Annotated in this window: 24 protein-coding genes; 13 read left to right on the top strand and 11 right to left on the bottom strand. The window is 67.9% G+C overall.

Annotated features, from left to right (window positions below):
* Nucleotides 1-2 precede the first annotated feature (2 nt).
* Entirely contained in the window at nucleotides 3-1,016 is a 1,014-nt protein-coding gene (locus CEK29_RS17655; protein WP_170948532.1) for a Bug family tripartite tricarboxylate transporter substrate binding protein, read from the bottom strand.
* A gap of 167 nt (nucleotides 1,017-1,183) precedes the next feature.
* On the opposite strand from CEK29_RS17655, the gene CEK29_RS17650 reads away from it, so the two are divergent.
* Nucleotides 1,184-2,110, top strand: coding sequence for a LysR family transcriptional regulator (locus CEK29_RS17650; protein ID WP_094858841.1), 927 nt, complete (start codon nucleotides 1,184-1,186; stop codon nucleotides 2,108-2,110).
* On the opposite strand, the gene CEK29_RS17645 is transcribed toward CEK29_RS17650, so the two are convergent.
* The gene (locus CEK29_RS17645; protein ID WP_094858946.1) at nucleotides 2,098-2,886 is read right to left on the bottom strand and encodes a class II aldolase/adducin family protein; all 789 of its coding nucleotides are present in this window, start codon (nucleotides 2,884-2,886) and stop codon (nucleotides 2,098-2,100) included. The genes CEK29_RS17650 and CEK29_RS17645 overlap by 13 nt on opposite strands.
* Before the next feature lie 148 nt (nucleotides 2,887-3,034).
* Here CEK29_RS17645 and CEK29_RS17640 point away from each other — a divergent pair, with 148 nt between their 5' ends.
* From CEK29_RS17640 to CEK29_RS17625, 4 genes are all read left to right on the top strand, one after another.
* A complete protein-coding gene (locus CEK29_RS17640) occupies nucleotides 3,035-3,949 on the top strand; it encodes a LysR substrate-binding domain-containing protein (protein ID WP_094858840.1) in 915 nt (304 codons plus the stop codon).
* Between the two features lie 87 nt (nucleotides 3,950-4,036).
* Entirely contained in the window at nucleotides 4,037-4,741 is a 705-nt protein-coding gene (pepE, locus tag CEK29_RS17635; protein WP_094858839.1) for a dipeptidase PepE, read from the top strand.
* A 333-nt stretch (nucleotides 4,742-5,074) separates the two neighbouring features.
* Entirely contained in the window at nucleotides 5,075-6,169 is a 1,095-nt protein-coding gene (locus CEK29_RS17630) for a porin (protein ID WP_094858838.1), read from the top strand.
* Between the two features lie 376 nt (nucleotides 6,170-6,545).
* Nucleotides 6,546-7,661, top strand: a complete 1,116-nt coding sequence (locus CEK29_RS17625; protein ID WP_094802614.1) for a porin — start codon at nucleotides 6,546-6,548, stop codon at nucleotides 7,659-7,661.
* A gap of 274 nt (nucleotides 7,662-7,935) precedes the next feature.
* Here CEK29_RS17625 and CEK29_RS17620 read toward each other — a convergent pair whose 3' ends face one another.
* Nucleotides 7,936-8,739, bottom strand: coding sequence for an SDR family NAD(P)-dependent oxidoreductase (locus tag CEK29_RS17620; RefSeq protein ID WP_094802612.1), 804 nt, complete (start codon nucleotides 8,737-8,739; stop codon nucleotides 7,936-7,938).
* Nucleotides 8,740-8,864: 125 nt separating this feature from the next.
* Between CEK29_RS17620 and CEK29_RS17615 the strand changes: the two genes are divergently transcribed.
* Nucleotides 8,865-9,218 (top strand): DOPA 4,5-dioxygenase family protein, encoded by a 354-nt coding sequence (locus tag CEK29_RS17615; RefSeq protein ID WP_094858837.1) that lies wholly within the window; start codon nucleotides 8,865-8,867, stop codon nucleotides 9,216-9,218.
* A gap of 53 nt (nucleotides 9,219-9,271) precedes the next feature.
* Here CEK29_RS17615 and CEK29_RS17610 read toward each other — a convergent pair whose 3' ends face one another.
* From CEK29_RS17610 to CEK29_RS17595, 4 genes are all read right to left on the bottom strand, one after another.
* Entirely contained in the window at nucleotides 9,272-10,321 is a 1,050-nt protein-coding gene (locus CEK29_RS17610; protein ID WP_094802608.1) for a LacI family DNA-binding transcriptional regulator, read from the bottom strand.
* A 29-nt stretch (nucleotides 10,322-10,350) separates the two neighbouring features.
* Nucleotides 10,351-11,514, bottom strand: coding sequence for an iron-containing alcohol dehydrogenase (locus tag CEK29_RS17605; protein WP_094858836.1), 1,164 nt, complete (start codon nucleotides 11,512-11,514; stop codon nucleotides 10,351-10,353).
* 14 nt (nucleotides 11,515-11,528) lie between these two features.
* On the bottom strand, nucleotides 11,529-12,977 hold the full coding sequence (locus CEK29_RS17600; protein WP_094858945.1) for an aldehyde dehydrogenase family protein: 1,449 nt from the start codon (nucleotides 12,975-12,977) through the stop codon (nucleotides 11,529-11,531).
* A 237-nt stretch (nucleotides 12,978-13,214) separates the two neighbouring features.
* The gene (locus tag CEK29_RS17595) at nucleotides 13,215-14,132 is read right to left on the bottom strand and encodes a LysR family transcriptional regulator (RefSeq protein WP_094858835.1); all 918 of its coding nucleotides are present in this window, start codon (nucleotides 14,130-14,132) and stop codon (nucleotides 13,215-13,217) included.
* 138 nt (nucleotides 14,133-14,270) lie between these two features.
* On the opposite strand from CEK29_RS17595, the gene CEK29_RS17590 reads away from it, so the two are divergent.
* From CEK29_RS17590 to CEK29_RS17560, 7 genes are read left to right on the top strand one after another with little or no spacing between them, the layout of a single operon-like run.
* Nucleotides 14,271-15,236 carry a tripartite tricarboxylate transporter substrate binding protein gene (locus tag CEK29_RS17590; protein ID WP_094858834.1) on the top strand — a complete coding sequence of 322 codons (966 nt, stop codon included), beginning with the start codon at nucleotides 14,271-14,273 and terminating at the stop codon, nucleotides 15,234-15,236.
* A gap of 37 nt (nucleotides 15,237-15,273) precedes the next feature.
* On the top strand, nucleotides 15,274-16,206 hold the full coding sequence (locus CEK29_RS17585) for an NAD(P)-dependent oxidoreductase (protein WP_094858833.1): 933 nt from the start codon (nucleotides 15,274-15,276) through the stop codon (nucleotides 16,204-16,206).
* Nucleotides 16,203-17,021: a shikimate dehydrogenase family protein gene (locus tag CEK29_RS17580; protein WP_094858832.1), complete on the top strand. Its 819-nt coding sequence runs from the start codon at nucleotides 16,203-16,205 to the stop codon at nucleotides 17,019-17,021. Before CEK29_RS17585 ends, CEK29_RS17580 begins: the two co-directional genes overlap by 4 nt.
* A complete protein-coding gene (locus CEK29_RS17575) occupies nucleotides 17,022-17,831 on the top strand; it encodes an SDR family NAD(P)-dependent oxidoreductase (RefSeq protein ID WP_094802596.1) in 810 nt (269 codons plus the stop codon).
* Nucleotides 17,832-17,842: 11 nt separating this feature from the next.
* The gene (locus tag CEK29_RS17570; RefSeq protein WP_094858831.1) at nucleotides 17,843-19,453 is read left to right on the top strand and encodes a GMC family oxidoreductase; all 1,611 of its coding nucleotides are present in this window, start codon (nucleotides 17,843-17,845) and stop codon (nucleotides 19,451-19,453) included.
* 29 nt (nucleotides 19,454-19,482) lie between these two features.
* Nucleotides 19,483-19,899, top strand: a complete 417-nt coding sequence (locus tag CEK29_RS17565; protein WP_094802592.1) for a carboxymuconolactone decarboxylase family protein — start codon at nucleotides 19,483-19,485, stop codon at nucleotides 19,897-19,899.
* 42 nt (nucleotides 19,900-19,941) lie between these two features.
* Complete coding sequence (locus tag CEK29_RS17560; RefSeq protein ID WP_255176186.1) at nucleotides 19,942-20,955, top strand: Bug family tripartite tricarboxylate transporter substrate binding protein; 1,014 nt, start codon at nucleotides 19,942-19,944, stop codon at nucleotides 20,953-20,955.
* 56 nt (nucleotides 20,956-21,011) lie between these two features.
* On the opposite strand, the gene cynS is transcribed toward CEK29_RS17560, so the two are convergent.
* Genes cynS through CEK29_RS17540 form a run of 4 tightly spaced genes read right to left on the bottom strand, consistent with a single transcriptional unit; the run spans nucleotide 21,012 to nucleotide 24,498 of the window.
* Nucleotides 21,012-21,455 carry a cyanase gene (gene cynS, locus CEK29_RS17555; RefSeq protein WP_094803275.1) on the bottom strand — a complete coding sequence of 148 codons (444 nt, stop codon included), beginning with the start codon at nucleotides 21,453-21,455 and terminating at the stop codon, nucleotides 21,012-21,014.
* A gap of 46 nt (nucleotides 21,456-21,501) precedes the next feature.
* Entirely contained in the window at nucleotides 21,502-22,290 is a 789-nt protein-coding gene (locus tag CEK29_RS17550; RefSeq protein ID WP_094802588.1) for an ABC transporter ATP-binding protein, read from the bottom strand.
* Between the two features lie 4 nt (nucleotides 22,291-22,294).
* The gene (gene ntrB, locus CEK29_RS17545) at nucleotides 22,295-23,146 is read right to left on the bottom strand and encodes a nitrate ABC transporter permease (RefSeq protein WP_094802586.1); all 852 of its coding nucleotides are present in this window, start codon (nucleotides 23,144-23,146) and stop codon (nucleotides 22,295-22,297) included.
* Nucleotides 23,146-24,498, bottom strand: a complete 1,353-nt coding sequence (locus tag CEK29_RS17540) for a CmpA/NrtA family ABC transporter substrate-binding protein (RefSeq protein WP_094858829.1) — start codon at nucleotides 24,496-24,498, stop codon at nucleotides 23,146-23,148. The genes ntrB and CEK29_RS17540 overlap by 1 nt, the downstream gene beginning before the upstream one ends.
* Nucleotides 24,499-24,511: the final 13 nt, after the last annotated feature.

Below are 24,511 nucleotides of genomic sequence, written 5' to 3'. Positions count from 1 at the left end.
GCTTACTTGCCGGTGTTGATGTTCAGCGTGCGGACCTTGTCCTTCCAGAAACGCTGCTGGTCCAGGATGAACTGCGGCAACGCGGTGCCGGAGATCTCGCTGATTTCGAAGCCCTGCGCGCCGATCGCCTTGCGGAAGGCCGCGTCCTGCTGCACCTTGTCCATGGCCTGGGCCAGTGCCGCGATGCGGTCCGGCGGCGTGCCTTTGGGCACCATCAGCGCGAACAGGTTCTCGGCCTCCAGCCCCTGCACGCCCAGCTCCTTGAACGTGGGCACGTCCGGCAGCACCGACAGGCGCTTGGCCGACGCCACGCCCAGGATGGCAATGCGCCCGGCGTCTTTGTGCGGCAGCGAGCTCGTCACGCTGTCGAACATGAACGCGGAGCTGCCGTTGATGACCTCGGGGATCGCCTGGCTGCTGCCCTTGTACGGAATCTGCAGCGCCTGCACGCCGGTCTGTTCCTTGAAAATCTCGGCCTCGAGATTGGACAGCGTGCCGGCGCCCATCGACGCGTAGTTGTATTTGTCGGGAGACGCCTTGAGCAGCTGCACCAGTCCGGCCATGTCACGCACGCCCAGCTGGGTCGGCGCCACCAGAATGTGCGGGGCGCTGGCGATGCCGTCGACGGCATCGAAGTCGCCGTCCAGCGAGATCTGTTGCTTGCCGTTGAGCGCTTCGTAGATCGAGTTCGACATCACCGAAGAGATGTAGAGCGTGTAGCCGTCGGCCTCCGAGCGGGCGGCCGACTGCATGCCGATCAGGCCGCCCGCGCCGGGCCGATTCACCACCACGACCGACTGCCCGAGCACGGCGCCGAGCTTGAGCCCGAGCTCGCGCGCCAGCACGTCCGTCGCGCCACCGGGCGGGAACGACAGAATGAGCTGGAGGGAGCGATCGGGGTAGGCCGCGGCCGCCGCGGAGGCGGCGCACAGCGTGGTCGTCGCGAGCAGGCCGGCGAGCGCGTGGCGCCACCGGCGTGTCGTACTGCGGAAGGCTTGGAAGGCGTGAGCGTGCATGGTCGTTTCCCTTGTGTTGGTATGACGACGCTTCCTGTGCATGCGAGCCACGGGCGTCGTTCAGGCCATTCTAGAAATTGCGATTTGGGCAATCAAGTTCGATAATTCGCACTCAGATTGCCTTTATTAGATGTGGCGTGCCGTGCCCGGCGCGCCCGGGAGTGCCCATGCTAGACACCGCCCATCGCTACTTTCTGGAAGTGGTGCGCACCGGCAGCATCAAGGACGCGGCGGCATGTCTGCACGTGGCCGCCTCCGCGGTCAGCCGGCAGATCGCCAAGCTGGAGGACGCGAGCGGAACGCCGTTGTTCGAGCGCCGCCCGCACGGTATGGTGCCGACGCAGGCGGGCGAGCTGCTGGCGGGATATGCGCGCCGGACGGCGCTCGAGGCCCAGCGGGTGCGCCACGAGCTGCGCAGTTTGCGGCACGCCGAACGCAGCACCATCCGCATCGGAGCCAATGAGGCGGCCGGGCGCAACCTGTTGCCGGGCATCATGGCGGCCTGGCGCGAGACGCATCCGGAGGTGGCATTCCAGGTGCTGGTGGGGCCGCCCGGCGTGCTGGCGCAGCGTCTGGCTGAAGGCGGCATCGACATCGCCGTGGCGTTCAGCCTCAAAACGGCCAGTGGCGTCACGGTGCGCCATGAGATCGACTCGCCCGTGCGGGCGCTGATGGCGCCCGACCACCCGCTTGCGCGACGCGCGTTCGTATCGCTCGATGACCTGCGGGCGTATCCGATCGCGCTCACCGACGCGGGGGCGACCGTCAAGCTGTTGTTCGATGCGGCATCGGGCGGGCTCGACGGCACGCCCTTCGATCTGGCCTACTCGTCGAACTCATCTTCCGTGATTCATGCGGTGGTGAAGGCCGGGCAGGCCATCACCCTGTCTGGCGAAATCACGTTGCGGGCGGCGTTGGCGCGCGGTGAGCTGGTGGCGGTGCCGCTGGCGGAGGCGGGCTTCGCGCTGCGCACGCTGCAAGTGCAGACGGCCGCCGGGCGGGTATTGCCCGAGGCGGCCGAGCGCTTCATCGGCACGCTCATCCAGGCGCTTCAGGCCGAGGCCGACGCGCCGCCGGTGGCTCAGGTCGCGTAGCCGGGGTTGCGGCGGTCGAGCCGGCGCAGCAGTCCGGGCCAGGCCAACGCCGCCTTGGCCGCCCGATCCGCGCGCGACTCCACACGCGCGCGTTCCAGCACATCGGAAGGGATCTCGATCAGCTCGGCGCCGCCGGATTGGGCGCGAACCTGCACCATGCAGGCGGCCTCGAGGCGATGCATCGCCTGGAACGCATCGGCCATGGTCGAGCCCACGGTGAGCAGGCCGTGGTTGCGCAGGATCATGTATTGACGCTCGCCCAGATCGCGCACCAGGCGCGGCTGCTCGTCGGGATTGAGCGCCAGCCCTTCGTAATCGTGGTACGAGAGCGAGGGCAGCACGATGAACGCGAATTGCGACAGCGGCAGCAGGCCGCGCTTCTGTGCGGACACCGCGGCGCCGTTGATCGAATGCGTGTGCAGCACGCACATGGCGTCCTTGCGCGCCGCATGGATACAGCTGTGGATGGTGAAGCCCGCCGGATTGATGTCGTACTCCGACTCCATCACCTTGCGGCCTTCCAGGTCGATCTTCACCAGGCTGGAGGCCGTGATCTCGTCGAAGGTCATGCCGTAGGGATTGATCAGGAAATGCTCCGTGCCAGGCACCTTGGCGGTGATGTGGGTGAAGATCAGATCGTCCCAGCCGAACAGCGCGACCAGCCGGTAGAGCGCGGCGAGGTCGCAGCGCACTTGCCATTCGGTCTCGCCGACGCGCTCGCGCAAGGCGGCGCTGGCGGCGGAGAGGGGGGCGGAAACATCGTCAGAAAAACTCATGAAGTCGGGCTCGCTGGCTGAGGCCGCGTCCAGGGCGCGGTCGGGATGCATGGCTGGAATAAGCAAGGAAACTGGCTGTCATGGTAGAAAGGGCGTCCGCTAACTCAAACCGGCAAAAGCTCATCGTCCTGATGAGTTTTATGAATATATGTTCCTGCGCAGGCTGACCCCCTCGATGTCGCAATTGCTGGCCTTCGAAGCCGCCGCGCGCCTGGGCAGCTTCACCGCGGCCGCGGCGGAGCTGCACCTGACGCAAAGCGCCGTGAGCCGCCACGTGCAGGAGCTCGAGTCGGCATTGCAGGCAGACCTCTTCCTGCGCAGTGGCCGGCGGGTGAGCCTGACGCCCGAGGGTGCGCGCTACGCGCGCGAGGTCGGCGCCGCGCTGGCCCGCATTCGCAGCGCGAGCATCGACGTGCTGGAGTCGCGCACGCGCGCCGGCGCGCTGCAACTGGCGGTGCTGCCCATCTTCGGCTCCAAATGGCTGATGCCGCGGCTGGGCGAGTTCCAGGCGCGTCATCCCGAGGTGTTGATCAACCTGCATTCCAGGCCGGGCGACATCGAACTGGCCGCGGAGGGGATGGACGCCTGCATCGTGGTGGGCGATGGCGACTGGCCGAACATGGTTTCGCATCCCTTGATGAGCGCGCGCGCGGTGGTGATCGGCAGCCCCGCGCTGCTGGCGCGGCAACCCGTGCGGCGCAAGGCCGACCTGCTGCGCCACACGCTGCTGCACATCACGTCCAACGGCGCGGGTTGGCGCGATTGCCTGCTGGCCAACGGGCAGGACCCGCGGCGCGCCCGCATGGGTTCGCGCTTCGAATACACGGCGCACCTGGTGCAGGCCGTGACGAGCGGACTCGGGCTGGGTCTCGTGACCGAGCTGTTCGTGCAGGAAGAGCTGCGCGCGGGCACGGTCGCGGTGCCGCCGATGCCCGGCTTCGTCGCACCCCTCAAGCACTACTACCTGCTGCATCGGCCGGACAAGGCGGCGCACCCGGCGTTGCAGGCGTTCATTGCCTGGCTGCTGCAGGCCTGCCGCAGCGATCAGCCCTCCCTCGATTGAGTTCATGCGCGTAGCGGCTCGCCTCATGCTTCAATTCTTCTCGTTCCGGGCCGTGCGGCGCACGGCTCTCTTCCTGGATTTCACTTCATGAATCTTCTGCTCCTGAGCAACTCCAGCAGCGACGCCGGCTACCTGGTCCATGCGCTCGCCGACATCCGCGCGCTGATCGCGGACCTGCCGGCCGGCGCGCCCGCCATCTTCGTGCCGTTCGCGGGCGTCACTCGCGGTTGGGACGACTACGGCGCGCTGGTGGCCGAGGCCCTGGCCGACACCGGCCTCGACCTGCAATCGCTGCATCGCGCCGCCGATCCCGTGGCCGCGCTCGAGCAGGCGGCCTTCATCATCGTGGGCGGGGGCAATACCTTCAATCTGCTGGGTGAGCTGCGCCGCCAGGGCCTGCTCGAGGTGATCGCACGGCGCGTGCGTGCCGGCGTGCCGTATCTGGGCTGGAGCGCCGGATCCAATATGGCGTGCCCCACCATCTGCACGACCAACGACATGCCGATCACCGATCCGGGCGGCTTTGATGCGCTGGGTCTGATCCCGTTCCAGATCAATCCGCACTACACCAATGCGCATCCGCCCGGCCATCGTGGCGAAACGCGCGCACAGCGCCTGGCCGAGTTCTGCGCCAAGAACCCGGCCATGCCGGTGCTTGGCCTGCCGGAAGGCACGGGGCTGCGCGTGCACGGCGCGGCGATGACGCTGGTCGGGCCGCACGACGCCACCGTGTTTCTCGGTCAGCAGGCGCCGCGCGCCTGCGCGCCGGGCGCGCTGGATATGCGGGCATAGAGGCCGCCCGCAACGGCCCGGGCCAACGGGCCGCGCCAACGTTTACGCGACGTCAGACGCCAGACCTTCGGGTCTGGCGTTTTGCATTGCGCGTCCTGCGTCCCGCGTCCTGCGTCCCACGTCCTGCCTCCCGCGTCCTGTCGCGGGGAGCCGCAACGGAGCGTTTGCCTGACGCGACGGGAAACGTCCTATTTCAGGCCGGAATCGTGGCAGTCGAAGTGTGCCCGCCAAGAATGGCAACACGCCTTCGCCGGTGCACTCGTTTTCACCGCGATGTGGCCGCGGGACCTCTCTCCGGCCTTCGTGCGCAGACACCACTCAACAGGAACAACCATGAAAAAAACCTTGCTCAGCGCTGCCGTTCTGGCCCTCATGGCGGGCGCTGCCCATGCCGACTCGTCGGTCACGCTGTACGGCATCCTCGATACCGGCCTCGGCTACCAGAAAATCAAGGGCGCCAAAAATGCCGAGGAATCCAAGTTCGGCATGGTCAGTGGCGTTTCCAGTGGTTCGCGTTGGGGCCTGCGCGGGGCCGAAGACCTGGGCGATGGCCTGAGCGCGGTGTTCACGCTCGAGAGCGGCTTCAGTTCAAGCACCGGCACGATGGGACAGACCGGCCGTCTGTTCGGCCGCCAGGCCACCGTCGGTCTTAAGAGCAACGCCTGGGGCCAGCTCGACTTCGGCCGCCAGACCAACATCGCCTCGAAGTACTTCGCGGCCATCGATCCGTTCGGTGCCGGCTATGGTCAGGCCAACTACGGCCAAGTGTTCAGCTCGGCCAACACCGTGCGCTACGACAACATGGTCATGTATCAGACCCCGTCGTTCAGCGGCTTCCAGGGAGGCATCGGCTACTCGTTCAGCATCGACGAGCAAAACCTTCAGCCGGGCTACGCCACGATGGACAACGCGCGCGCCTTCACTGCCGGTCTGCGCTATGTCAACGGCCCCGTCGCCGTCGCGCTGAGCTACGACCAGCTCAATCCCAGCCATAAGAGCTCGGTCGCGGATGTCAAACCCAATGCCTGGATCGTGGGCGGCGCCTACGACTTCACCGTCGTGAAGGTATCCCTGGCGTACGGGCAGACGCGCGACGGCTGGTTCGCCGGTCAAGCACTCAGTCCGTTCGGCGCGAAAAGCCAGTTCCCGAGCTACCCGAGCTTCAGTGTCTCGGATAGGTACAAGGTCCAATCGTTCCTGGTGGGCCTGAGCGCGCCGGTCGGTCGCGCCGGCAACCTGATGACGTCCTGGCAACACGGCCGGATCGACAGGTCGGATAACGACATCGACGTGCTGAGCGCGGGCTACACGTATGACATGTCCAAGCGCACCAACATGTACGCCGTGGTCTCGCACACCGAGAACTTCCGGGGCGTGGAAGACCTGTCGAGTTCGGTGGGCATGGTGGGCGTGCGTCATCGCTTCTAAGCGCGATGCAGCACCCGGATTTGGGCAGGTCTACCTTCGCATAGCCCTTGTCTGATCCCGACCGAATCGGCGGCGCGCATGCGCCGCCGATTCTTTTTTGCGTGACGCGCATGTGTCCGCGCGTCCCACATATCGGGCCATGCCCTCCTTGTTAACACAGGCGCGTGACATGGCTTTTTCGCGCGCCCGACTCTTACATTGCGTGCACCTTCTGCAACACAAAACCCCTTGTTATCAGGCGTTTCGAGGGTATTCCCTCGTCTGTCACCGAAATTAAAAATGCGGTCCCTAGGATGCGTTCCTGTCATGCGCCTAGGCCGAGGGCGACACGTTCCGGCTGTCATGCGCATGCTTCTTCAATCAATGGGAACAACCAATGAAAAAGACTTTGCTCGGCGCCGCCGTTATTGCCGCGATGGCCGGTACCGCACAGGCGGAAACCTCGGTCACCCTGTATGGCCTGATCGACACCGGCATCGGTTATCAGCGCATCAAGGGCGCTGACACGCACGAATCCAAGTTCGGCATGGCCAATGGCGTGTCCAGCGGTTCGCGTTGGGGCCTGCGCGGCGCCGAAGATCTGGGCGATGGCCTGAGCGCCGTCTTCGTGCTGGAAAGCGGCTTCAACTCGGCCAACGGCACCTCGGGCCAGAGCGGTCGCCTGTTCGGCCGTCAAGCCACGGTGGGCCTGAAGAGCAGCTCGTGGGGCCAGCTCGATTTCGGCCGCCAGACCAACATCGCGTCGAAGTACTTCGGTGCGATCGATCCATTCGGCGCCAGCTACGGCCAGGCCAACATCGGCAACGCCTTCAGCGCCGCCAACACCGTTCGCTACGACAACATGGTCATGCTGCAGACCCCGTCGTTCAGCGGCTTCCAGGCTGGCGTGGGCTACTCGTTCAACGTGGCCGACACGACCGCCGCGCAAACGGGCTTCGCCACCGCCGACAACACCCGTGGCATCACCACCGGTGTGCGCTACGTGAATGGTCCGCTGAACGTGGCCCTGGCCTACGACCAGCTGAACCTGTCGAACCGTGTCGCGACGTCCGACGATCCCACGCCCAAGTCGTGGATCGTGGGCGGTTCGTACGACTTCGAAGTGGTCAAGCTCGCCCTGGCCTACGGCCAGACGCGTGACGGCTGGTTCGGTGGCCAGAGCATCAACGCCTTCGGCAGCGGCAGCCCCGCCGCCTCGAGCTTCGGCAGCAACGTCGCCGCCGACGGCTTCAAGGCCACCTCGACCCTGGTGGGCCTGACCCTGCCGCTGGGCGGCGCGAGCAACGTCATGGTGTCGTGGCAGCGTGCCGACGCCAAGAACGACAGGCTGAATGGCGATGACGCCACGATGAACGTCTACAGCCTGGGCTACACCTACAACCTGTCCAAGCGCACGAACCTGTACGCGCTGGGCTCGTACGCCACCAACTTCGCGTTCCAGGACGACGTGAAGAGCACGGTCGCCATCGTGGGTGTGCGTCACCGCTTCTAAGCAGTACGAGAGTCCGGTGGCGCACCTTCGCCGCGCCGCCGGATTTTCCCGAACCGGGTTCGGGTGAGTGGACTGGGCGTCTTACCCGGCCACAGACGCGAAAAAGGCGGCCACCTCCCTAGCTCCACCCCCAGTCCGCTCTCCCGAGCCCGGTTCCCTGTCGTGCGCTGCCGTCGCGGCGTGCGGCACAACAGACTTTCCTGCGAACACGTGTCGTTGCCTGCCGATCCGAGCGCAGGCGCGGCGCGAAGCTCGCGCCGACGCGTGCGTCGTCTCAGCGCGAGGGCCGTGTTTGCGTGAGTCCGGTAGGCGGGCCGTCGATGGCCGTCCAGCCGCCGTCCACGGACAGACTGCTCGCCGTGATGTAGCTGGCGGCGTCGGAGGCCAGGAATGCCACCGCCGCGCCGACTTCGTGGGCTTCGCCCCAGCGATTGAGCACCGTGTGCCCGGCATAGGCCCGGTGGATCTCCGGCTTTTCTTTCAGCGGTGCGGTCAGGCGGGTCTCGATGACGCCGGGCATGACGGCATTCACGCGCACGCCGTGCGGACCGGCTTCGGCCGCGAAGGCCTTGACCAACTGCTCGATGCCGGACTTGGTGGCGGCGTAGACGCCCAGCCCCGGTTCGATCGTGACGGCCCGCATCGACGAGCACAGGATCAAGCTGCCGCGGCCCTGCGCCATCATGGGCCGGCCGAACGCGCGCATCACGCGGAATGCGCCCTTGAGGTTGAGATTGACCACCTGATCAAATTCGTCTTCGCTGGTGTCCACCAGCAGCTTGCGGATGTTGAGCGCGGGCGTGGCGACCGCGATATCGATCTGGCCGTATGCGTCGAGGGCGTGCGCGGCCAGCGCCTCGATGGCGGCGCCGTCGGCGGCATCGCAGACGGACCAGCGCGCATGCGCGCCGATCTGCTCGGCCGTGGCGCGCGCGCCAGCCTCGTCGCGGTCGGCACACAGCACCTGGGCGCCGAGTTCGCCCAGGGCGAGGGCGCTGGCCTGGCCGATGCCGGAGGCGGCGCCCAGCACCACGGCAGTCTTGCCATGCAGGCGGAAGCGGTCGGAATAGAAGCTCATGGGATCGGGCGATAGAGAGTTCGGGGCCGCGAGCCTAGCGCGAGCCCATGACAGGGCGGCGACAGCGGGTGCGGGATAATGAGGCCAGGGCGGCCCGCGGGCGGGCTGCCGCCATCGAGAGCACCATGAACCCTACCGAATTTCCCGTCGTGCAAAGCTGGCACGCCCACGTCTATTTCGATGCCGCGAGCCGCGACGCCGCGTTCGCCCTGCGCGAGCGCATCGTGGCCGAGTTCGGCAACCGCATCGAGATGGGGCGCTTTCACGAGAAGCCCGTCGGACCGCATCCGTGCTGGAGCTATCAGGTCGCCTTCCTGCCGGCCGAGCTGGCGCCGTTGCTGACCTGGCTGGCGCTGCACCATGGTGAGCACGATGTGTTCGTGCATCCCAATACCGGCGAGACACTGCGCGATCACCGCGACCGCGCGATCTGGATCGGCCGCAGCCACGCGCTCAACCTGGCGGCGCTGGGCGGCTGAGCCGCGAGGCGCTTCGCAACAAAACGCGCTCCGCGGCCCGGGCCGCGTGGCGCTCAGCGGGCCGGCAGACCGCAGGATTCGCGCAGCACCAGCTCCGTCGGAATCTGGATGCGCGTGTGGCTGGGAGGCTCCTGGCCTTCCATGCGGCGCAACAGCAGCATCGCGGCCTCGGCGCCGAGGGCGTGTGCGTCGTAGCGGATCGCGCTGATCGCGGGGGTGGCCAGACGCGCCAGCGGCGTGTCATTGGAGCAGACCAGCGAGAGTTGGCGTGGCACCTCGACCCTGGCCGCGCGCAAGGCCGGCAAGACGCCCTCGAGCAGGTGCATGCCGGCCGCGATGATCGCCGTGGGGGGCTGCGCAAGACCGAGCAACATCTGCGTTTCGCGGAAGGCGTAATCGGGCGAGAAGCTGTCGAGGCGCAGCAGATCGGGATCGAGGGCCAGGCCGGCATCCTGGTGCGCCTGGGTCAGCCCGGCGAGACGATCGCGCCCCACGCGGTTGCGGCGTCCGCCGCTGATCAGCGCAATGCGGCGATGGCCCAGCCCGATCAGATGGCGCGTGGCCTGCGCCACGCCGGTGTAGTGGTCGGCGCCCACCGCGTTGATGGGCAAGGTCATCTCGCGCTCGATCAGCACGGTCGGGAAACTGGCCGCTTCGAGCGCGCGCATGACGCCGGCATGCGATTCGTCTTCGACACCGAACAGCAGGCCGTCGGCGCGGCGCCGCTGAAACAGTGCCAGCAGCGCCAGCTCGCGTTCGGAGGATCCGCCGCTGCTGGCGACCATCAGCGCGTAGCCATGCTGGCTCAGCACGTCCTCGGCGCCCTTGATGGCCGAGGCGTACATGGGATTGCGCACGTCGGAAAAGATGAAGCCGACCATGCGCGTGGCCGCGCCGCGCATGGCCTGGGCGGCCAGGCTCGGCACCCAGCCCAGTTCCTTGATGGCCGACTCGACCCGCTCGCGGATATCGGAGGCGACGCGCGGCGCGCCATTGACGACGCGCGACACGGTGCTGATGGCGACGCCCGCGCGTTGCGCGACGTCGTGCACGGTGACGCGGGCCGGCCGGGTCGAGGCGGAGGAGGGAGGACGGTTCTTCAAGGTGTGTCGGAGGCGGCCCGCGCCGGGCCTCAATAGGCCTGTTCGAACAGGCCGCGGAAGTCGGCCTGGCTGGTCTGGCGCGGATTCCAGCGATTGTATCCGGCCTCTCCACTCAGCCGCGCCAGCTCGTCGAGCATGTCGGCGCGGGCGCCGACATCGCGCAGCCGGGCCGGAATGCCGAGGTCGCGGCAGAGCGTTTCGATCGCGTCGACCGCGGCGCGGGCGGCGTCGAGTTGAGGCAGGCCCTGCACCGGACGATCCATCGCGGCCGCGATCCGTGCGAACTTCGCCGGGTCGGCGGCGAGGTTGAAGCGCGCCACGACGGGCAGGCACACCGCGTTGGAGAGCCCATGCGAGATATGGCAGGCGGCGCCCAGAAAGCGCGCCATGCAATGCACATTGCCCAGGCCCGTCTGGCCGAAGGTGATGCCGGCGAGCGCCGAGCCCACCAGCATGTTCATGCCGGCGTCGAGGTTCTCGCGGTTGGCGACGAACGGCCGGATGTTGGCCGACAGCAGCGCGATCGCCTGCAGATTGATGGCATCGGTGATGAGATTGGACTGGCGCGAGATGAACGATTCGAACGCATGCACGAAGGCGTCCATGCCCGAGTGCGCGGCGACGTGCGCGGGCACCGTGCGCAGCGCCAGCGGGTCGAGGATGGCGTAGGCGGCCGGGTTGAGCGACGCGTGGCGGATCGACATCTTGCGGTTGGCCTCGGTGTCGGTGATCACGCAGGAGCCCGACACTTCGGAGCCCGTGCCCGCCGTCGTGGGCACGGCGATCAGGGGCAGGCCGGGCGTGCTGAACTTCTCGATGCCCTCGTAATCGTGGATGCGGCCGCCGTTGGTCGCGAGGATGCCGACCGCCTTCGCCACGTCCATCGTGCTGCCGCCGCCAATGGCGAGCAGCAGGGTGGCCTGGTGGGCGTGGCAGGCCTCGAAGGCGCGCGTCACCGTGTGGGCGCTGGGGTCGGGTTCGATCTCGGCGTAGTGCGCCAGCGCCACCCCATCATCCTCGAGCATGCGGCGGATGTCGGCATAGAACGCGCTGTCGAGCAGCGCGGCATCGATGGTGATGAAGAGCCGCTTGCAATCGTGCTTGCGCACGATATCGGCGATGTTGCGATGCGCCCCGGCGCCGAGATACAGGCGCGTGGGGCAGAAGAACGTGGAGAGGGAGGTGGGCTGCATGGCGGGGCGTGGCGTCAGGGATTGAAGATCACGAGGCGTTCTTCGGTCATTTCTCGAATCGCGTAGGCGGGGCCTTCTTTGCCGAAGCCGCTGTCCTTGACGCCGCCGAACGGCATGACGTCGGAACGCGCGCTCGAGCTTTCGTTGATCTGGACCGTGCCGAAGCGCAGGACGCGAGCGGCTTGCAGCGCGCGCTCGAGATCGCGGGTGAATATGCCGGCCGAGAGGCCGAACGGGGTGTCGTTGGCGCTGGCGAGCATCGCGTCGAAGTCGTCGAACGGGCGGATGGCGATCAGCGGCGCGAAGGCTTCCTGGCACCAGACCCGGCCGTCCTCGGGCACGCCGGTGAGAACCGCGGGCGAGATGACGCAGCCTTGGCGCTCGCCGCCGCAATGCAGGCGGGCGCCGCCCTGCACGGCCTCGCGCAGCCACTGCTCGGCACGCTGGGCTGCCGCGATGCTGATCAGCGGGCCGACGCGGGTGGCGGGATCGCGCGGGTCACCGGCCTTGAGCGTGCCGGCGAATTCCACCAGCCGCGCGGTGACCTCGTCGGCGATGTTGCGTTCGACGTACAGCCGCTGGACGGAGGTGCAGACCTGGCCGGCCTTGCGCAGTCCGGCGTTGGCGATGCGCGGGATCGCGCGGTCCAGATCGGCGTCCGCGCACACGATGGTGCTGGCGATGCTGCCCAGCTCCATCTGGGTGCGGCGCAGGCCGGCGGCCTGCTGGATCAGGCGGCCGACCCGCGTGCTGCCGGTGAAGGTGTAGAAGGCGATGTCCTGCTCTTCCAGGAGCCAGTTGCCGACGGTATCGCCTTCGCCCTGCAGAATCGCCAGGAATCCGGCCGGCATGCCGGCTTCGAGCAACACCTCGCCCAGCAAAGCGCTGGTCAGGGGCGTGAGGGCCGAGGGCTTGAGGACGACGGCGTTGCCCGCCGCGTATGCCGGCGCCACCTTGTGCAGCACGGTGTTGAGCGGCGAGTTGAAGGGCGTGATGGCGCAGACGACGCCCACCGGGAAGCGTTGGGTGAAGCCCAGCCGGCCATGCGCGCCGGGGCTGGCCGCGAACGGCACCATCTCGCCGGTCAGGCGCACGCCTTCTTCGGCCGAGAGCGCCAGCGTGATGCGGGCGCGGTCGACCTCGCCGCCGGCGTCGGCGAGCGTGAAGCCCGCCTCGGCGACCATCACGTCGACGAAGCGCTGGCGATGGACGTCGAGCAGGGCGGCGGCGCGGTGCAGAACCTGGCCGCGTTCGTGCGGGGGCGGCGCGCCATGCTCGACCGCGGCCCGGCCGATGCGCACGGCCTGCGAGACCTGCTCGCGGCTGGCGGCGCAGACCTCCGCCACCGCGCGGCCGGTGAATTTGTCCACCACCGGAAAGCGCGAGCCGCCCTCCGTCCAGGTGCCGTTGATCAGATTGCCGGTCGGCGGCAGGCCGGGCAGGGTCATCGAAGCGTCGTTCATGAAGGCGTGTTCGCGTGGGGTGGCCATCGGCCGCGAGGCGCGAGGGCGGATGAAAGGGGTTTTGGAAAAACGTTTTTTTATGATGTGGCTGGGAGAGTTGCGGTGTCAAGGGGGGGAATCCACACCGGCCCGCGCCCGTTCGCGCCTCCGATGCCCGCCCGACACGCCGGCCTGTGAATTGGTGTCAAAGCTCGAGGCGCCGCGCCGTCTCGGCCGCGCGCTCGGCACGCCGGATAGCTATCGGGCGCGGCTGATGCGCGCAAGGCCTTCGGGCGCATGACCGAAGCGCCGGTCCAGGAAATCGATGAAGGCCTGGACCTTGGGCGTGAGGTACTTGCGGCTCTTGTAGATCATGAAGAGCGGCTCCGCATGGTCTGGCTGCAAGGCCTGCAACACCGGCACCAGGCGGCCCGCCTCGATCTCGCCGCGGATGTGGAATTCGGCGAGCCGCACGAGACCCGCGCCGTGGATGGCCAGTTGCATGAGCATGTCGCCCTGGTCGGCGGCAAGGGTGCCCACGGCCTTTACGCCCCGCGGCGCTGTGGTGAGGGGCCAGGTGTTCCAGTGCGTGCGGTGGGTGAAGTTCAGGCAGTTGTGCGCCGCCAGGTCTTCCGGCGTGGCCGGCGTGCCGTGCCGGCGCAGGTAGTCGGGCGAGGCACAGATGATCCATCGGCTGCCCAGCAGCCGGCGGGCGATCAGAGACGAATCGGGCAGCGCGCCACTGTGGATCGCCACGTCGATGTTGTGTTCGACCATGTCCAGCGGATCGTTGTTGAGCAGAAACTCGACGCGGATCTCCGGGTTCTCGTGCATGAACTCGGTCATGACCGGGGCGAGCTGATATTTAGCGAAGGTGAAGATCGAGTGGACGCGCAGGGTGCCGCGGGCGTCTTCGGCGTGCAGCTGCAAGGCGCTTTCGGCCTCGGTGAGCGCTTCCAGCACGCGCAGGCCTTCGCGGTGCAGCGTGTGTCCCGCCTCGGTGAGCCGCACTTCGCGCGAGGTGCGTTCGAACAGCAGGGTGCGCAGGCGCGCCTCCATGCGAGAGACCAGCTTGCTCACCGCGGATGGTGTGCGCGACAGGCGGCGCGCCGCCGCCGAGAAGCTCCCGGTCTCGACCACCGCGATGAACACTTCCAATTCGGCGAGCTGGTTCATCGGGCTGTCTCCTGTGAATTTTCGTCATGCCCCTATGACTGGGGATTGCTGTTCAAACCCTGGCCTGCGGCCTCATCATCCTGCCGGTGGCAACCATACTTTGAAAAAACGTTTCGATCAATAAAAGAGGAGACCTGTATGTTGACCCGATTTCTGGCCGTGGCCGCGCTCGGCCTGGCCGCTCTGGCCCCCGCCGCCCAGGCGTTTCCGGACAAGCCGGTCCGGCTCGTCGTGCCGTTCAGCCCGGGCGGAGGCACCGACATCCTGGCCCGCCAGGTGGCCGAGGCCCTCAGCAAATCCGAAGGCTGGAATGTGGTGGTCGAGAACCGCCCGGGCGGTAACGGCGCGATCGCGCTCGGCGCGGTGGCACGCGCGCCCGCCGACGGGTATCAGATCATCCTGGCGCTGCGCGAGAACATCGTGATCGCGCCGCTGCTCAGCAAGGACAAGCGCCAGTTCGATCCGCTCAAGGACTTCACCGCCATCGCCAACGTGGCCGATGCCCCGATGGTGATCGCCGCCGGTCCCGAACCCAAGTACGGCACGATGAAAGAGACCCTGGACGCCGCGAAACAGAACGGCCAGGCGCTGCGCTTCGGCACGTCGGGCCAGGGCAGCATGTCGCATCTGCTGCTCGCGCTGCTGACCAAGACGGCGGGCGCTCACATGATCCATGTGCCGTACAAGGGCTCGAACCCCGCGCTCACCGATCTGATCGGCGGCCACGTCGAGCTCGTGGGTGGGTCGGTCGCGTCGGCCAAGACCTTCATCGATGCGAAGCGCGTGCGGCCCCTCGCGGTGTCGTCGGCACAACGGGTGGAGGCGCTGCCAGGCGTACCCACGATCGCCGAGCTCGGATACCCCGACTTCCATGTCGTGACGTGGTACGGGCTCTATGGCCCCGCCGGCATGCCGAAGAACGTGGTGGCGAAGATCAATCAGGCCACCAACAAGGTGCTGGCCATGCCGGAGTTCAAGCGCATCCTGTCCGAGCAAGGCATGCAGCCCCAGCCCGGCACGCCCGAGCAATTCGACCAGATGTTCCGCAAGGACTACGTGGACCTGGAGGCGCAGATGAAGGACCTGGATCTGTCGGGTCAGTAAGGCGCCCGCCGCGCCGGATTTCAACGAAGGAAACAGTATGTCGAACGAGAATGTCGCAGGCTTTATCGGCCTGGGCGCAATGGGCGCCGCCATCGCGCGGCGCCTGGTGGGCGCGGGGGTGACGCTCCATGTGCATGACCCCGACGCGAACCGCGCCGCGGCGTTGCGCGAACGGGGCGCGATCGTCCACGACAGTCCGCGTGCCGTCGCCGACGCGGCGCCGATCGTCTACGCCTGCCTGCCCGATGCCCGGGTGAGCCGCGACGTGGCGTTCGGGCAGAACGGCGTGGCAGGCGGCAAGGCGATACAGGTGTACGTCGAGATGTCGACCATCGGCCGCCAGGCAGTGGTCGAGATCGCACAGGCGCTGTCGGCCCAAGGCATCGACATGGTGGACGCGCCGGTGAGCGGCGGTCCCAAGGGCGCGGATGCCGGCACGCTGTCGATCATCATGGCCGGCGCCCCGCAAGCGCTCGCGCGCATCCGGGGCCAGGTCGGCGGCATGGGCAAACACGTCTTCGACGTGGGGGCGGAGCCCGGCATGGCCCAGATGATGAAGCTGGTGAACAACCTGATCTCCGCGGCCAACATGGTGTCGGCCTACGAGGCGCTCGTGCTCGGCGCCAAGGCAGGACTCGATCCGGATCAGATGGTCGACATCATCAACGTGAGCACCGGCCGCAACAGCGCCACGACGGACAAGATTCCGAAGGCGGTCCTGCCGGGCACCTTCGACTACGGCGCCAGCATCCGCACCATTCACAAGGATGTCTCGATCGGCCTGGACGAGGCCCATGCGCTGGGCGTGCCCATGTGGCTCGGCCAGTCGGTGCGTCAGGCCTGGGAGTTCGCCATCACGCAGGGGGGCCAGGATCTCGATTTCACCGCCCTGATTCAGTACATGGAGCGCTGGGCCGGCGTCGAGGTGCGCGGCCGCGCTGCCGGAACCAAGAAGGAAACGAAGTCATGATGCCAATCTCCGGCAATACGGCGCTGATGTGCATCCTCGCCGATCCCATCGGGCAGGTTCGCACGCCGCAGATGGTCAACGCGCTGTTGCAGGCGCGCGGCACGGACGCGGTCATGGTGCCGATGCACGTCGCGCCCGCCGACCTCCCGGACGTCATGCAGGCGCTGCGCCGCACACGCAACCTCAAGGGCATGGTGATTACGGTGCCGCACAAAATGAGCGTGGTGCCGCTGTGCGACGAGATCGAGGACGACGCCGCGGCGGTCGGCGCGGTCAATGTGGTGCGCCGCGAGCCCGACGGCCGACTGGTGGGCGGCATGCTGGACGGCACCGGATTCCTGCGCGGCCTGGAGGCGCTGGGCGTGCCGGTGCGGGGGGCATCGGTGTACCTGGCCGGCGCCGGCGGCGCGGCGCATGCGATTGCGTTCTCGCTCGCGCAGGCCGGCATCGGCCGCCTGACCATCGCCAATCGCAGCCGGGCCCGGATCGATGCGCTGGCGCGGCGCCTGACCGAGCGCTATCCCGCGCTGCCGGTCAGCGCCGGCTCCGCCGATCCCGCGGGCCACGACATCGTCGTCAACGCGACCTCGCTGGGCATGGCGCCCGGCGATCCCCTGCCGCTGGACGCGGCAGGCCTGAGCGCCGGGCAGGTGGTGGCCGACATCATCATGCAGCCCGCGGAAACGGCGCTGCTGGCCCAGGCGCGCGCCCGCGGCTGCCGCCTGTACGGCGGCGCCGGCATGCTCGAAGGACAGGTGGCGGACATGGTCGCGTTCATATCCGGCCGTGCAACGTCTCAAGCCGGGGAGGCCTGAATGCGACTGAAAGACAAAGTGGCCGTGGTGATCGGCGCGGGGCAGAGCCAGGGCGAAACGCTCGGCAACGGGCGTGCCACCGTATTGCGTTTCGTGCAGGAGGGCGCACGCGTGCTCGCGGTGGACCGCGATCTGGCGTCGGCCGACCAGACCTGCGCCAAGGCGGTGGAACTCGCGCCACAGGCGCAATGCCTGCCCTGGCAGGCCGATGTGCTGCGCGAAGACGAACTGGCCGAGGCGCTGGCGCAAGCGATGCGGCTGTGGGGGCGTATCGATATCCTGCACTACAACGTCGGCATCAGCGTGTCGGGCGGCGATGCCAGCCCCACCGAGATCAGCGAGGCGGCGTTCGACCGCATCTGCGCGATCAACCTGCGCGGCTGCGTGATGGCGGGCAAGCACGTGCTGCCCATCATGCGCCGGCAGGGCGGTGGCGTCATTCTCAACATCGCTTCCGTCTCCGCCTGGCAGCGCTATCCATGGGTGGCGTACAAGGCGTCGAAGGCCGGCATGATCGCCTACACGCAGCAGCTCGCCATCGAGAACGCCGAGTACGGCGTCCGCGCCAATGCGATCCTGCCCGGGCTGATCGACACGCCCATGGCCGTGGACACCCGCGCGCAGACCTTCGGCCGCAGCCGGGCCGACGTGGTGGCCGAGCGCGACGCGCGCGTGCCGCTGCGGGCGCGCATGGGCACGGCCTGGGATGTGGCCAACGCCGCGGTGTTTCTGGCGTCGGACGAGGCCGGTTTCATCACCGGCGTGGAGCTGCCGGTCGACGGTGGCGCGCTCGTGAACATCGTGCGTTGAGAGGCGGCCTCATGTCGACTGACGCGCAATTCGATTTCATCCTCGTGGGGGGCGGCACGGCGGGCTGCATCCTGGCCAACCGGCTGAGCGAGTGCGGCCGGCACTCGGTACTGATGCTCGAGGCGGGCGGCGAGGCCCGGGTGCCCTGGGTGTCGATTCCGGCCGGTTTCAGCAAGCTGCTCACGCACCCGCGCCTGAACTGGTCGTTTCGCAGCGAGCCCGAGGACAACGTCATGGGCCGCAGCATCTCGATTCCGCGCGGCAAGGGGCTGGGCGGCTCCACCCTGATCAACGGCATGATCTACGTGCGGGGCCAGCCGGGCGACTACGACCACTGGGATGCCCTCGGCGCGCATGGCTGGGCCTGGCGCGACGTGGCGCCCTATTTCGTCCGCGTGGAGCACACGGCGGTGGGCGGCGCCGAGCGCGGCCGCCACGGCCCCATGCACATCACGGAGGTGAGCGAGCGCTTTCCGCTGGCCGACGCCATGATCGACGCCGCCGCCGAAGACGGCCAGCCGCGCAACCCCGACTACAACGGCGCGCGCCAGGACGGCTTCGGGTATTACCAGGTCTGCCAGCGTGACGGGCGGCGCTGGAGCGTGGTGGATGGCTATCTCAAGCCCGCGCGCAAGCGCCCCAATCTGACGATCCGTACCGGTGCCCGCGTCACCGGGCTGATACTCGAAGGCAAGCGCTGCGTCGGCGTGCGGTATCGCCGTGACGACGGCAGCACCGGCGAAGCTCGGGCGCGCGTACGCGTGGTGCTCACCAGCGGCGCCATCCAGTCGCCCCAGTTGCTCGAGCTCTCCGGTATCGGCCGACCCGAGGTGCTGCAGGCCGCCGGCCTGCCGGTACACCATGCGCTGCACGGCGTCGGCGAGAACTACATCGACCACTTCGCCACCCGCATGAACTGGCGGGTGCAGGGCGCGGCCACCCTGAACGAGGGCACGCGCGGGCTGGGCCTGGGCACGGCGGTGCTGCGCTACGCGCTGGCGCGCAAGGGCATCCTCACGCTGGGCACCGGGCTCGTGTTCGGCTTCGTGAAGACCGATCCGGCGCTGGCGACGCCCGACGTGCAGTACTTCTTCATGCATGCGAGCTACGCCGATGCGGCCGTGCGCAAGCTCGATACGCGGCCGGGCATGACCCTGGGCGTGGCGCAATTGCGGCCGCGCTCGCGCGGCTCCATCCACGTCGCCAGCGCCGATCCGCTGGCCGCGCCTTTGATCCGACCCAATCTGTTGGCCGAAGCCGGCGACCAGGCCTGCCTCGTGGCGGGCATGCGCATCGCCCGGCGCATCGTGGGCCAGCCGGCGATGGCGCGCTTCGTCAAGACGGAGCTCAACCCCGGTCCGTCGGTGCAGACCGACGCGCAATGGCTGTCGTTCGCACGCGAAAACGGCCAGACGATCTATCACCCCATCGGCACCTGCCGCATGGGCGCGGGCCCCGAGGGCGTCGTGGACGCGCGTCTGCGCGTGCATGGCATCGAAGGGCTCGGTGTGGTGGATGCCTCGGTGATGCCTGCCATGGTCTCGGGCAATACCCAGGCCGCCGTGATGATGGTGGCCGAGAAGGGCGCCGATATGTTGTTGCAGGACGCCCGCGCGTCCTGACCCATCCCGTTAACACCCAAGGAGCACTCATGACAGACAGCAAGTTCGAACCGGTCAAGCCGGAAACCGTGGAACTGGGCCACCGTAACCGTCGCGCCACCCTGGGCGACGAGTATGTGGATCGCTCGATCGCGCGGGCGCGCGACGACGACTTCTTCGCGCCGTTGCAGGAGGCGGTCACGGGCCTGGCGTGGGGCGCCGTGTGGGGCCGGCCCGGCCTGTCCGCCAAGCATCGCAGCCTGGTGACCGTCAGCGTACTGATCGCCACCGGCCGCCGTCACGAGCTCGCCCTGCATCTGAACGGCGCGCTCAACAACGGCTGGACCCGCGAGGAGCTGCAGGAAATCCTGCTGCACGCGGCCTGCTATTGCGGCATGCCGGCGGCCGTCGACGGCTTCCGCGTGGCGAAGGAAGTGCTGGACGAGCGCGCCAAGGCCGGCAAGTAGATCCGGCCGCGCGTCATCACAGGAGACATGAGGAGACATGAAGTGAAAAAAACGATGCAGCAAGGCCAGGCCGCGCGCCACTGGCAACGTATCGGCCTGGCGGCCGCTGGTCTGTTGGCCAGCTTCGCCGTGGCCGCGCAGGACTATCCCGCACGGCCGCTCGCGATGCTGGTGCCGTTCACCGCGGGCGGCGCGACCGATGTGCTGGCCCGCGCCGTGGCCGAGGCGCTGTCCAAAGAGCTCAAGCAGCCCATCGTGGTCGAGAACGTGCCGGGCGCCGGCGGCTCGGTGGGCCAGGCGCGCGCGGCGCGCGCCGCGCCGGATGGCTACACGCTGCTGCTCGGCAACGTGGGCACGCTGGCGGCGAACGCGTCGCTCTATCGCAACCTGCCGTATGACGTGCTGAAGGACTTCACCGCCATCGCATCGGTCGGCGACGCCCCGCAGGTGCTGTCGGTGCGCGCGGACTTTCCCGCGAAGTCGCTGGACGAGTTCGCGGCCTATGCCAAGACCCATGCCGCCACCATGAATTTCGGCACGGCCGGCGTGGGGTCGGGATCGTTTCTGGGCGGCGTGCTGCTGAACGCCGCGCTTGGCGTCAAGGTGCCGCCGGTGCATTACCGCGGCGCGGCGCAGGCCACCGCCGACGTCATGGCCGGCCACATCGACTACACCATCGAAAGCAGCAGCACGGCGGTGAGCTCGATCTCGTCGAAAAAGGTGAAGGGGCTGGTCATCGTGGGCGACAAGCGCGTGGGCGTGTTGCCCGACGTGCCGGCCGCGAGCGAAACCGCCTACCCGGCGCTGAAGTACGACATCTGGAACATGGTGCTCGTGCCCAAGGGCGTCAAGCCCGAGGTGGCCACCCGGCTCAATGCGGCGCTGACCAAGGTGCTGACGGATCCCGCGATGCAGGAGCGCTATGCCCAGATGGGCCTGGCCGTGCCGAGCGAGGCGCATCGGTCGCAGGCCGGGTCGGCGAAGTTGCTGGCCGACGAGGTGGCGCGCTGGCGCAAGCTGCTGGCCGACGCCGGGGTCAAGCCCGAAGGATCCTGACCCGATCCGCCTGCACGCGAGCGGCGGGGGCCGCTCGCGATCCGGCCGACTGGCGATCAGTACGTCTTGTAGGGCAGGAACTTGCCGCTCATCAGGATCTGCACGCGATCGCCGTTGGGGTCGGCCTGGCGCTGCAGATCCATCTTGAAGTCGATGGCGCTCATGATGCCATCGCCGAATTCTTCGTGGATGAGGGCCTTGAACGTCGTGCCGTACACGCTGATCAGTTCGTAGAAACGGTAGATCAGCGGGTCGGTGGGCACCGTGGTGGGCAAGGAACCCTTGTAGGGCACCACCTGCAGCTGCACCACGGCGTCGGCGGGCAGATCGAGGATGCGGGCGGCGGCCTGGGCCTGCGCTTCGGTGAGCGTCATCTGGCCGAGCAGCGCGGCGGTGGTCCACTCTTTGCTCTGGCCGACGGCCTCGGCGATGGCGGACCAGCTCAGTTTCTTTTCCAGCTTGCGCGTGACGATCAGTTCGGTCACTTCGTTGCGGGTCATCATGGCGAACTCCTTGGGGTGAGACGGAATAGGAAAACAGCGGGCTTCAGTGCGCGGCCTTGTCGACGAGGAAGTCGACCAGGTGATTGCGGATCTCGTAGTAGCGCGGCTCGTGATGCAGACTGGCGCGCGTGCGGTCGCGCGGCAGATCCACCGTGACGGTGTCCGCGATGCGGGCGTGCGGACCGGCGCTCATGAGCAGAATTCGGTCGGACAGCAGAATCGCCTCGTCCACGTCGTGGGTGATCATGAACACCGTCTGCTGCGTGCTGGACACGATGGCGCGTAGCTCGTCCTGGATGGTGCCGCGGGTGAGCGCGTCCAGCGCGCCGAACGGTTCGTCGAGCAGCAGCATCTTCGGCTGGATGGCGAAGGCGCGGGCAATGCCGACGCGCTGCTTCATGCCGCCGGAGAGTTCGCTGGGCCGCTTGTCGAGCGCGTGCTTCAACCCCACCATCTCGAGGTAGCGCACGCTGTGCTCGCGCACGGCCTCGCGCGATTTCTCGGGCCAGCGCGAGCGCACGCCGAAGGCCACGTTCTCGAGCGCGGTCAGCCACGGAAGAAGTGCGTGCGCCTGGAACACCACGCCGCGGGCGAGCGACGGGCCCGCGATCTCGCGGCCGTCCATGATCACGACGCCGTCGCTGGCCTCGTCGATGCCCGCCAGGATGTTGAGGATGGTGGTCTTGCCGCAGCCGGAATGGCCGATCACGCTGACGAACTCGCCGCGTTCGATGCCGAAGTCGATCTGGTCGAACACGGGCGCCTGCGGCTTGCCGCCGCGGCCCGGGTAGCGCTTGGCGAGACCCTGTACCTGCAGGAAAGAGGTGCTCATGGCGTCATTCCTTGTAGCTCACCAGTCGCGCCACGCGCGCCAGCAGCGTGTCGAGCAGCATGCCCACCAGGCCGATGAACAGAATGGCGCAGATGATGTTGGTGATCGAGAGGTTGTTCCATTCGTTCCACACGAAGTAGCCGATGCCGGTGCTGCCGATCAGCATCTCGGCGGCCACGATCACGAGCCAGGCGATGCCGACCGAAATGCGCATGCCGGTCATGATGGTGGGCGCGGCCGCGGGCAGCACCACTTGCAGCGCCGTGCGCAGACGCGAGACTTCCAGCGTGCGCGCCACGTTGAGCCAGTCCTGCCGCACGGCACCCACGCCGAAGGCCGTATTCACCAGCATCGGCCACAGCGAGCAGATGAAGATCACGAAGACGGCGGAGGTGTTGGCATCTTTGATGGTGTAGAGCGCGAGCGGCATCCAGGCGAGCGGCGAGATCGGCTTGAGCACCTGGATGTAGGGGTCGAACGCGCGATACACCACGGGCGACATGCCGATCAGAAAGCCCAGCGGAATCGCGACCAACGCGGCCAGCGCGAATCCACTGAGCACCCGCACGATGGAGTGCCCCAGCTGAATGCCGATGCCCTTGTCGTTCGGGCCGCGGTCGTAGAACGGATCGGCCAGGTGGCGCCAGAGCTGCGCGCCGACCTCGGCCGGCCCGGGGAAGGGCGTCTTGCTGCCGCTCGCGGCCGCATTGCCCACCAGCGCGGCATACGCGGGATCGACATTGGCCGTGCCGGCGACCGGCCGCGTGCTGACGTGCCACACGATCAACAGCAGCACGAGCAACGCGATCGACAGGGCCACGGCCTGCAGGCGGACGCGAGGAGGGACGGCTGCCATCAGGTCCTCCGGATCGGGAAGCTGGCGAGGTATTCGTCGGGCTTGGCCGGATCGAAGGGCTTGCCCATGATCGAGAAGGACTTGCTCGTCTCCGCGGGCGGCGTGAGGCCGGCTTCGCGCATCAGCCGCACCGCGTCGGTGGCCAGGAACACCTCGTTGGCCACCTGCGCATAATCGACGTCGCGCTTGAGCTGGCCCCAGCGTTTCATCTGGGTCAGGATCCAGACCGCGAACGACTGCCACGGCATGGGATCGAAGTCGATGCGCTCGGGGACGTTCAGCACGTTGCCCAGGCCATCGGCAAAGGTGCCTGTGAGCACCTGTTCGACGACGGTTACGGGCTGGTTGAGATAGTTGGGCGTGGCGATCGCCGCGGCGATCTCCTTGCGGTGGGCCGGCTGGCGCGCGTAGGCGGTGGCCTCGATGATCGCCTTGAGCAGCGCCTGGTAGGTGTTGGGCATCGTGGTGACGAACTGCCGGCTGGCCGAGAACGCGCAGCACGGATGGCCGTCCCAGATGGCTTTCGACAGGATGTGGATGAAGCCCACGCCGTCATACACGGCGCGCTGGTTCACGGGGTCGGGAGCCAGGAAGCCGTCGATGTTGTCGGCCCGCAGGTTCGCGACCATCTCGGGCGGCGGCACCGACCGGATCTGCACGTCCGTGTCCGGATCGATGCCGTGCTCGGCCAGGTAGTAGCGCAGCAGGTAGTTGTGCATCGAGTAGTCGAACGGCACGGCGAGCCGGAATCCCTTCCAGGACTTCGGATCGCGCTTGTCCTTGTGCTTGACCGACAGCGTGATGGCCTGACCGTTGATGTTCTCGACCGCCGGCATCGTCCACGGGATGGCGCTGCTCGTGCCGACGCCGAGCGAGATCGCCAGCGGCATGGGCGAGAGCATGTGCGCGGCGTCGTACTCGCCGGAGATCGCCTTGTCGCGGATCAGGGCCCAGCCGGCCGTTTTCACGACCTCGACGTCGAGCCCCTGCTTGGCGTAGTAGCCCATGGGGTGCGCCATGATGATGGGCGTGGCGCAGGTGATCGGAATGAAGCCGACCTTCAGTTTCTGCTTTTCGAGCGGGCCCGTGCTCTGGGCGAATGCCTCTTTGGCGGCCGCGAGCGGAAACAGCGAGGCCACGGCCGCCAGCGCGGTGCCCGAGCCGACCGCGCGCAGGAAGCGGCGCCGCAGCATGTCATCGGGAAACAGCGCGCGCATGATGGCGCCTTCGACGGCGCGCTCATGGAGCGCGTCGCCGGCCAGGGCCTGGTCGTGCTCGGCGGCGCTGGCGTGCTGGCCGCAGGCGCAGCTCAGGCGGCTGCGGGCGTCGAACGGATTGCGAAACAGAGACATGAGGAGCTCCGGG

Origin of the sequence: Bordetella genomosp. 5 (assembly GCF_002261475.1) — a bacterium.
Classification (GTDB): domain Bacteria; phylum Pseudomonadota; class Gammaproteobacteria; order Burkholderiales; family Burkholderiaceae_B; genus Bordetella.
The sequence above is the reverse complement of the archived record's forward strand: the minus strand, read 5'-3'. Positions and strand labels throughout refer to the sequence as shown.

Excerpts from the sequence above, each read along its gene's own strand:
- CEK29_RS17575 (WP_094802596.1), top strand. The coding sequence starts at position 17,022 with ATGCGACTGAAAGACAAAGTGGCCGTGGTGATCGGCGCGGGGCAGAGC.
- pepE (WP_094858839.1), top strand. The coding sequence starts at position 4,037 with ATGAATCTTCTGCTCCTGAGCAACTCCAGCAGCGACGCCGGCTACCTG.
- CEK29_RS17580 (WP_094858832.1), top strand. The coding sequence starts at position 16,203 with ATGATGCCAATCTCCGGCAATACGGCGCTGATGTGCATCCTCGCCGAT.
- CEK29_RS17615 (WP_094858837.1), top strand. The coding sequence starts at position 8,865 with ATGAACCCTACCGAATTTCCCGTCGTGCAAAGCTGGCACGCCCACGTC.
- CEK29_RS17570 (WP_094858831.1), top strand. The coding sequence starts at position 17,843 with ATGTCGACTGACGCGCAATTCGATTTCATCCTCGTGGGGGGCGGCACG.
- cynS (WP_094803275.1), bottom strand. The coding sequence starts at position 21,455 with ATGACCCGCAACGAAGTGACCGAACTGATCGTCACGCGCAAGCTGGAA.
- CEK29_RS17650 (WP_094858841.1), top strand. The coding sequence starts at position 1,184 with ATGCTAGACACCGCCCATCGCTACTTTCTGGAAGTGGTGCGCACCGGC.
- CEK29_RS17620 (WP_094802612.1), bottom strand. The coding sequence starts at position 8,739 with ATGAGCTTCTATTCCGACCGCTTCCGCCTGCATGGCAAGACTGCCGTG.
- CEK29_RS17540 (WP_094858829.1), bottom strand. The coding sequence starts at position 24,498 with ATGTCTCTGTTTCGCAATCCGTTCGACGCCCGCAGCCGCCTGAGCTGC.
- CEK29_RS17585 (WP_094858833.1), top strand. The coding sequence starts at position 15,274 with ATGTCGAACGAGAATGTCGCAGGCTTTATCGGCCTGGGCGCAATGGGC.
- ntrB (WP_094802586.1), bottom strand. The coding sequence starts at position 23,146 with ATGGCAGCCGTCCCTCCTCGCGTCCGCCTGCAGGCCGTGGCCCTGTCG.
- CEK29_RS17605 (WP_094858836.1), bottom strand. The coding sequence starts at position 11,514 with ATGCAGCCCACCTCCCTCTCCACGTTCTTCTGCCCCACGCGCCTGTAT.
- CEK29_RS17655 (WP_170948532.1), bottom strand. The coding sequence starts at position 1,016 with ATGCACGCTCACGCCTTCCAAGCCTTCCGCAGTACGACACGCCGGTGG.
- CEK29_RS17590 (WP_094858834.1), top strand. The coding sequence starts at position 14,271 with ATGTTGACCCGATTTCTGGCCGTGGCCGCGCTCGGCCTGGCCGCTCTG.
- CEK29_RS17550 (WP_094802588.1), bottom strand. The coding sequence starts at position 22,290 with ATGAGCACCTCTTTCCTGCAGGTACAGGGTCTCGCCAAGCGCTACCCG.
- CEK29_RS17630 (WP_094858838.1), top strand. The coding sequence starts at position 5,075 with ATGAAAAAAACCTTGCTCAGCGCTGCCGTTCTGGCCCTCATGGCGGGC.
- CEK29_RS17625 (WP_094802614.1), top strand. The coding sequence starts at position 6,546 with ATGAAAAAGACTTTGCTCGGCGCCGCCGTTATTGCCGCGATGGCCGGT.
- CEK29_RS17640 (WP_094858840.1), top strand. The coding sequence starts at position 3,035 with ATGTTCCTGCGCAGGCTGACCCCCTCGATGTCGCAATTGCTGGCCTTC.
- CEK29_RS17600 (WP_094858945.1), bottom strand. The coding sequence starts at position 12,977 with ATGAACGACGCTTCGATGACCCTGCCCGGCCTGCCGCCGACCGGCAAT.
- CEK29_RS17565 (WP_094802592.1), top strand. The coding sequence starts at position 19,483 with ATGACAGACAGCAAGTTCGAACCGGTCAAGCCGGAAACCGTGGAACTG.
- CEK29_RS17645 (WP_094858946.1), bottom strand. The coding sequence starts at position 2,886 with ATGAGTTTTTCTGACGATGTTTCCGCCCCCCTCTCCGCCGCCAGCGCC.
- CEK29_RS17595 (WP_094858835.1), bottom strand. The coding sequence starts at position 14,132 with ATGAACCAGCTCGCCGAATTGGAAGTGTTCATCGCGGTGGTCGAGACC.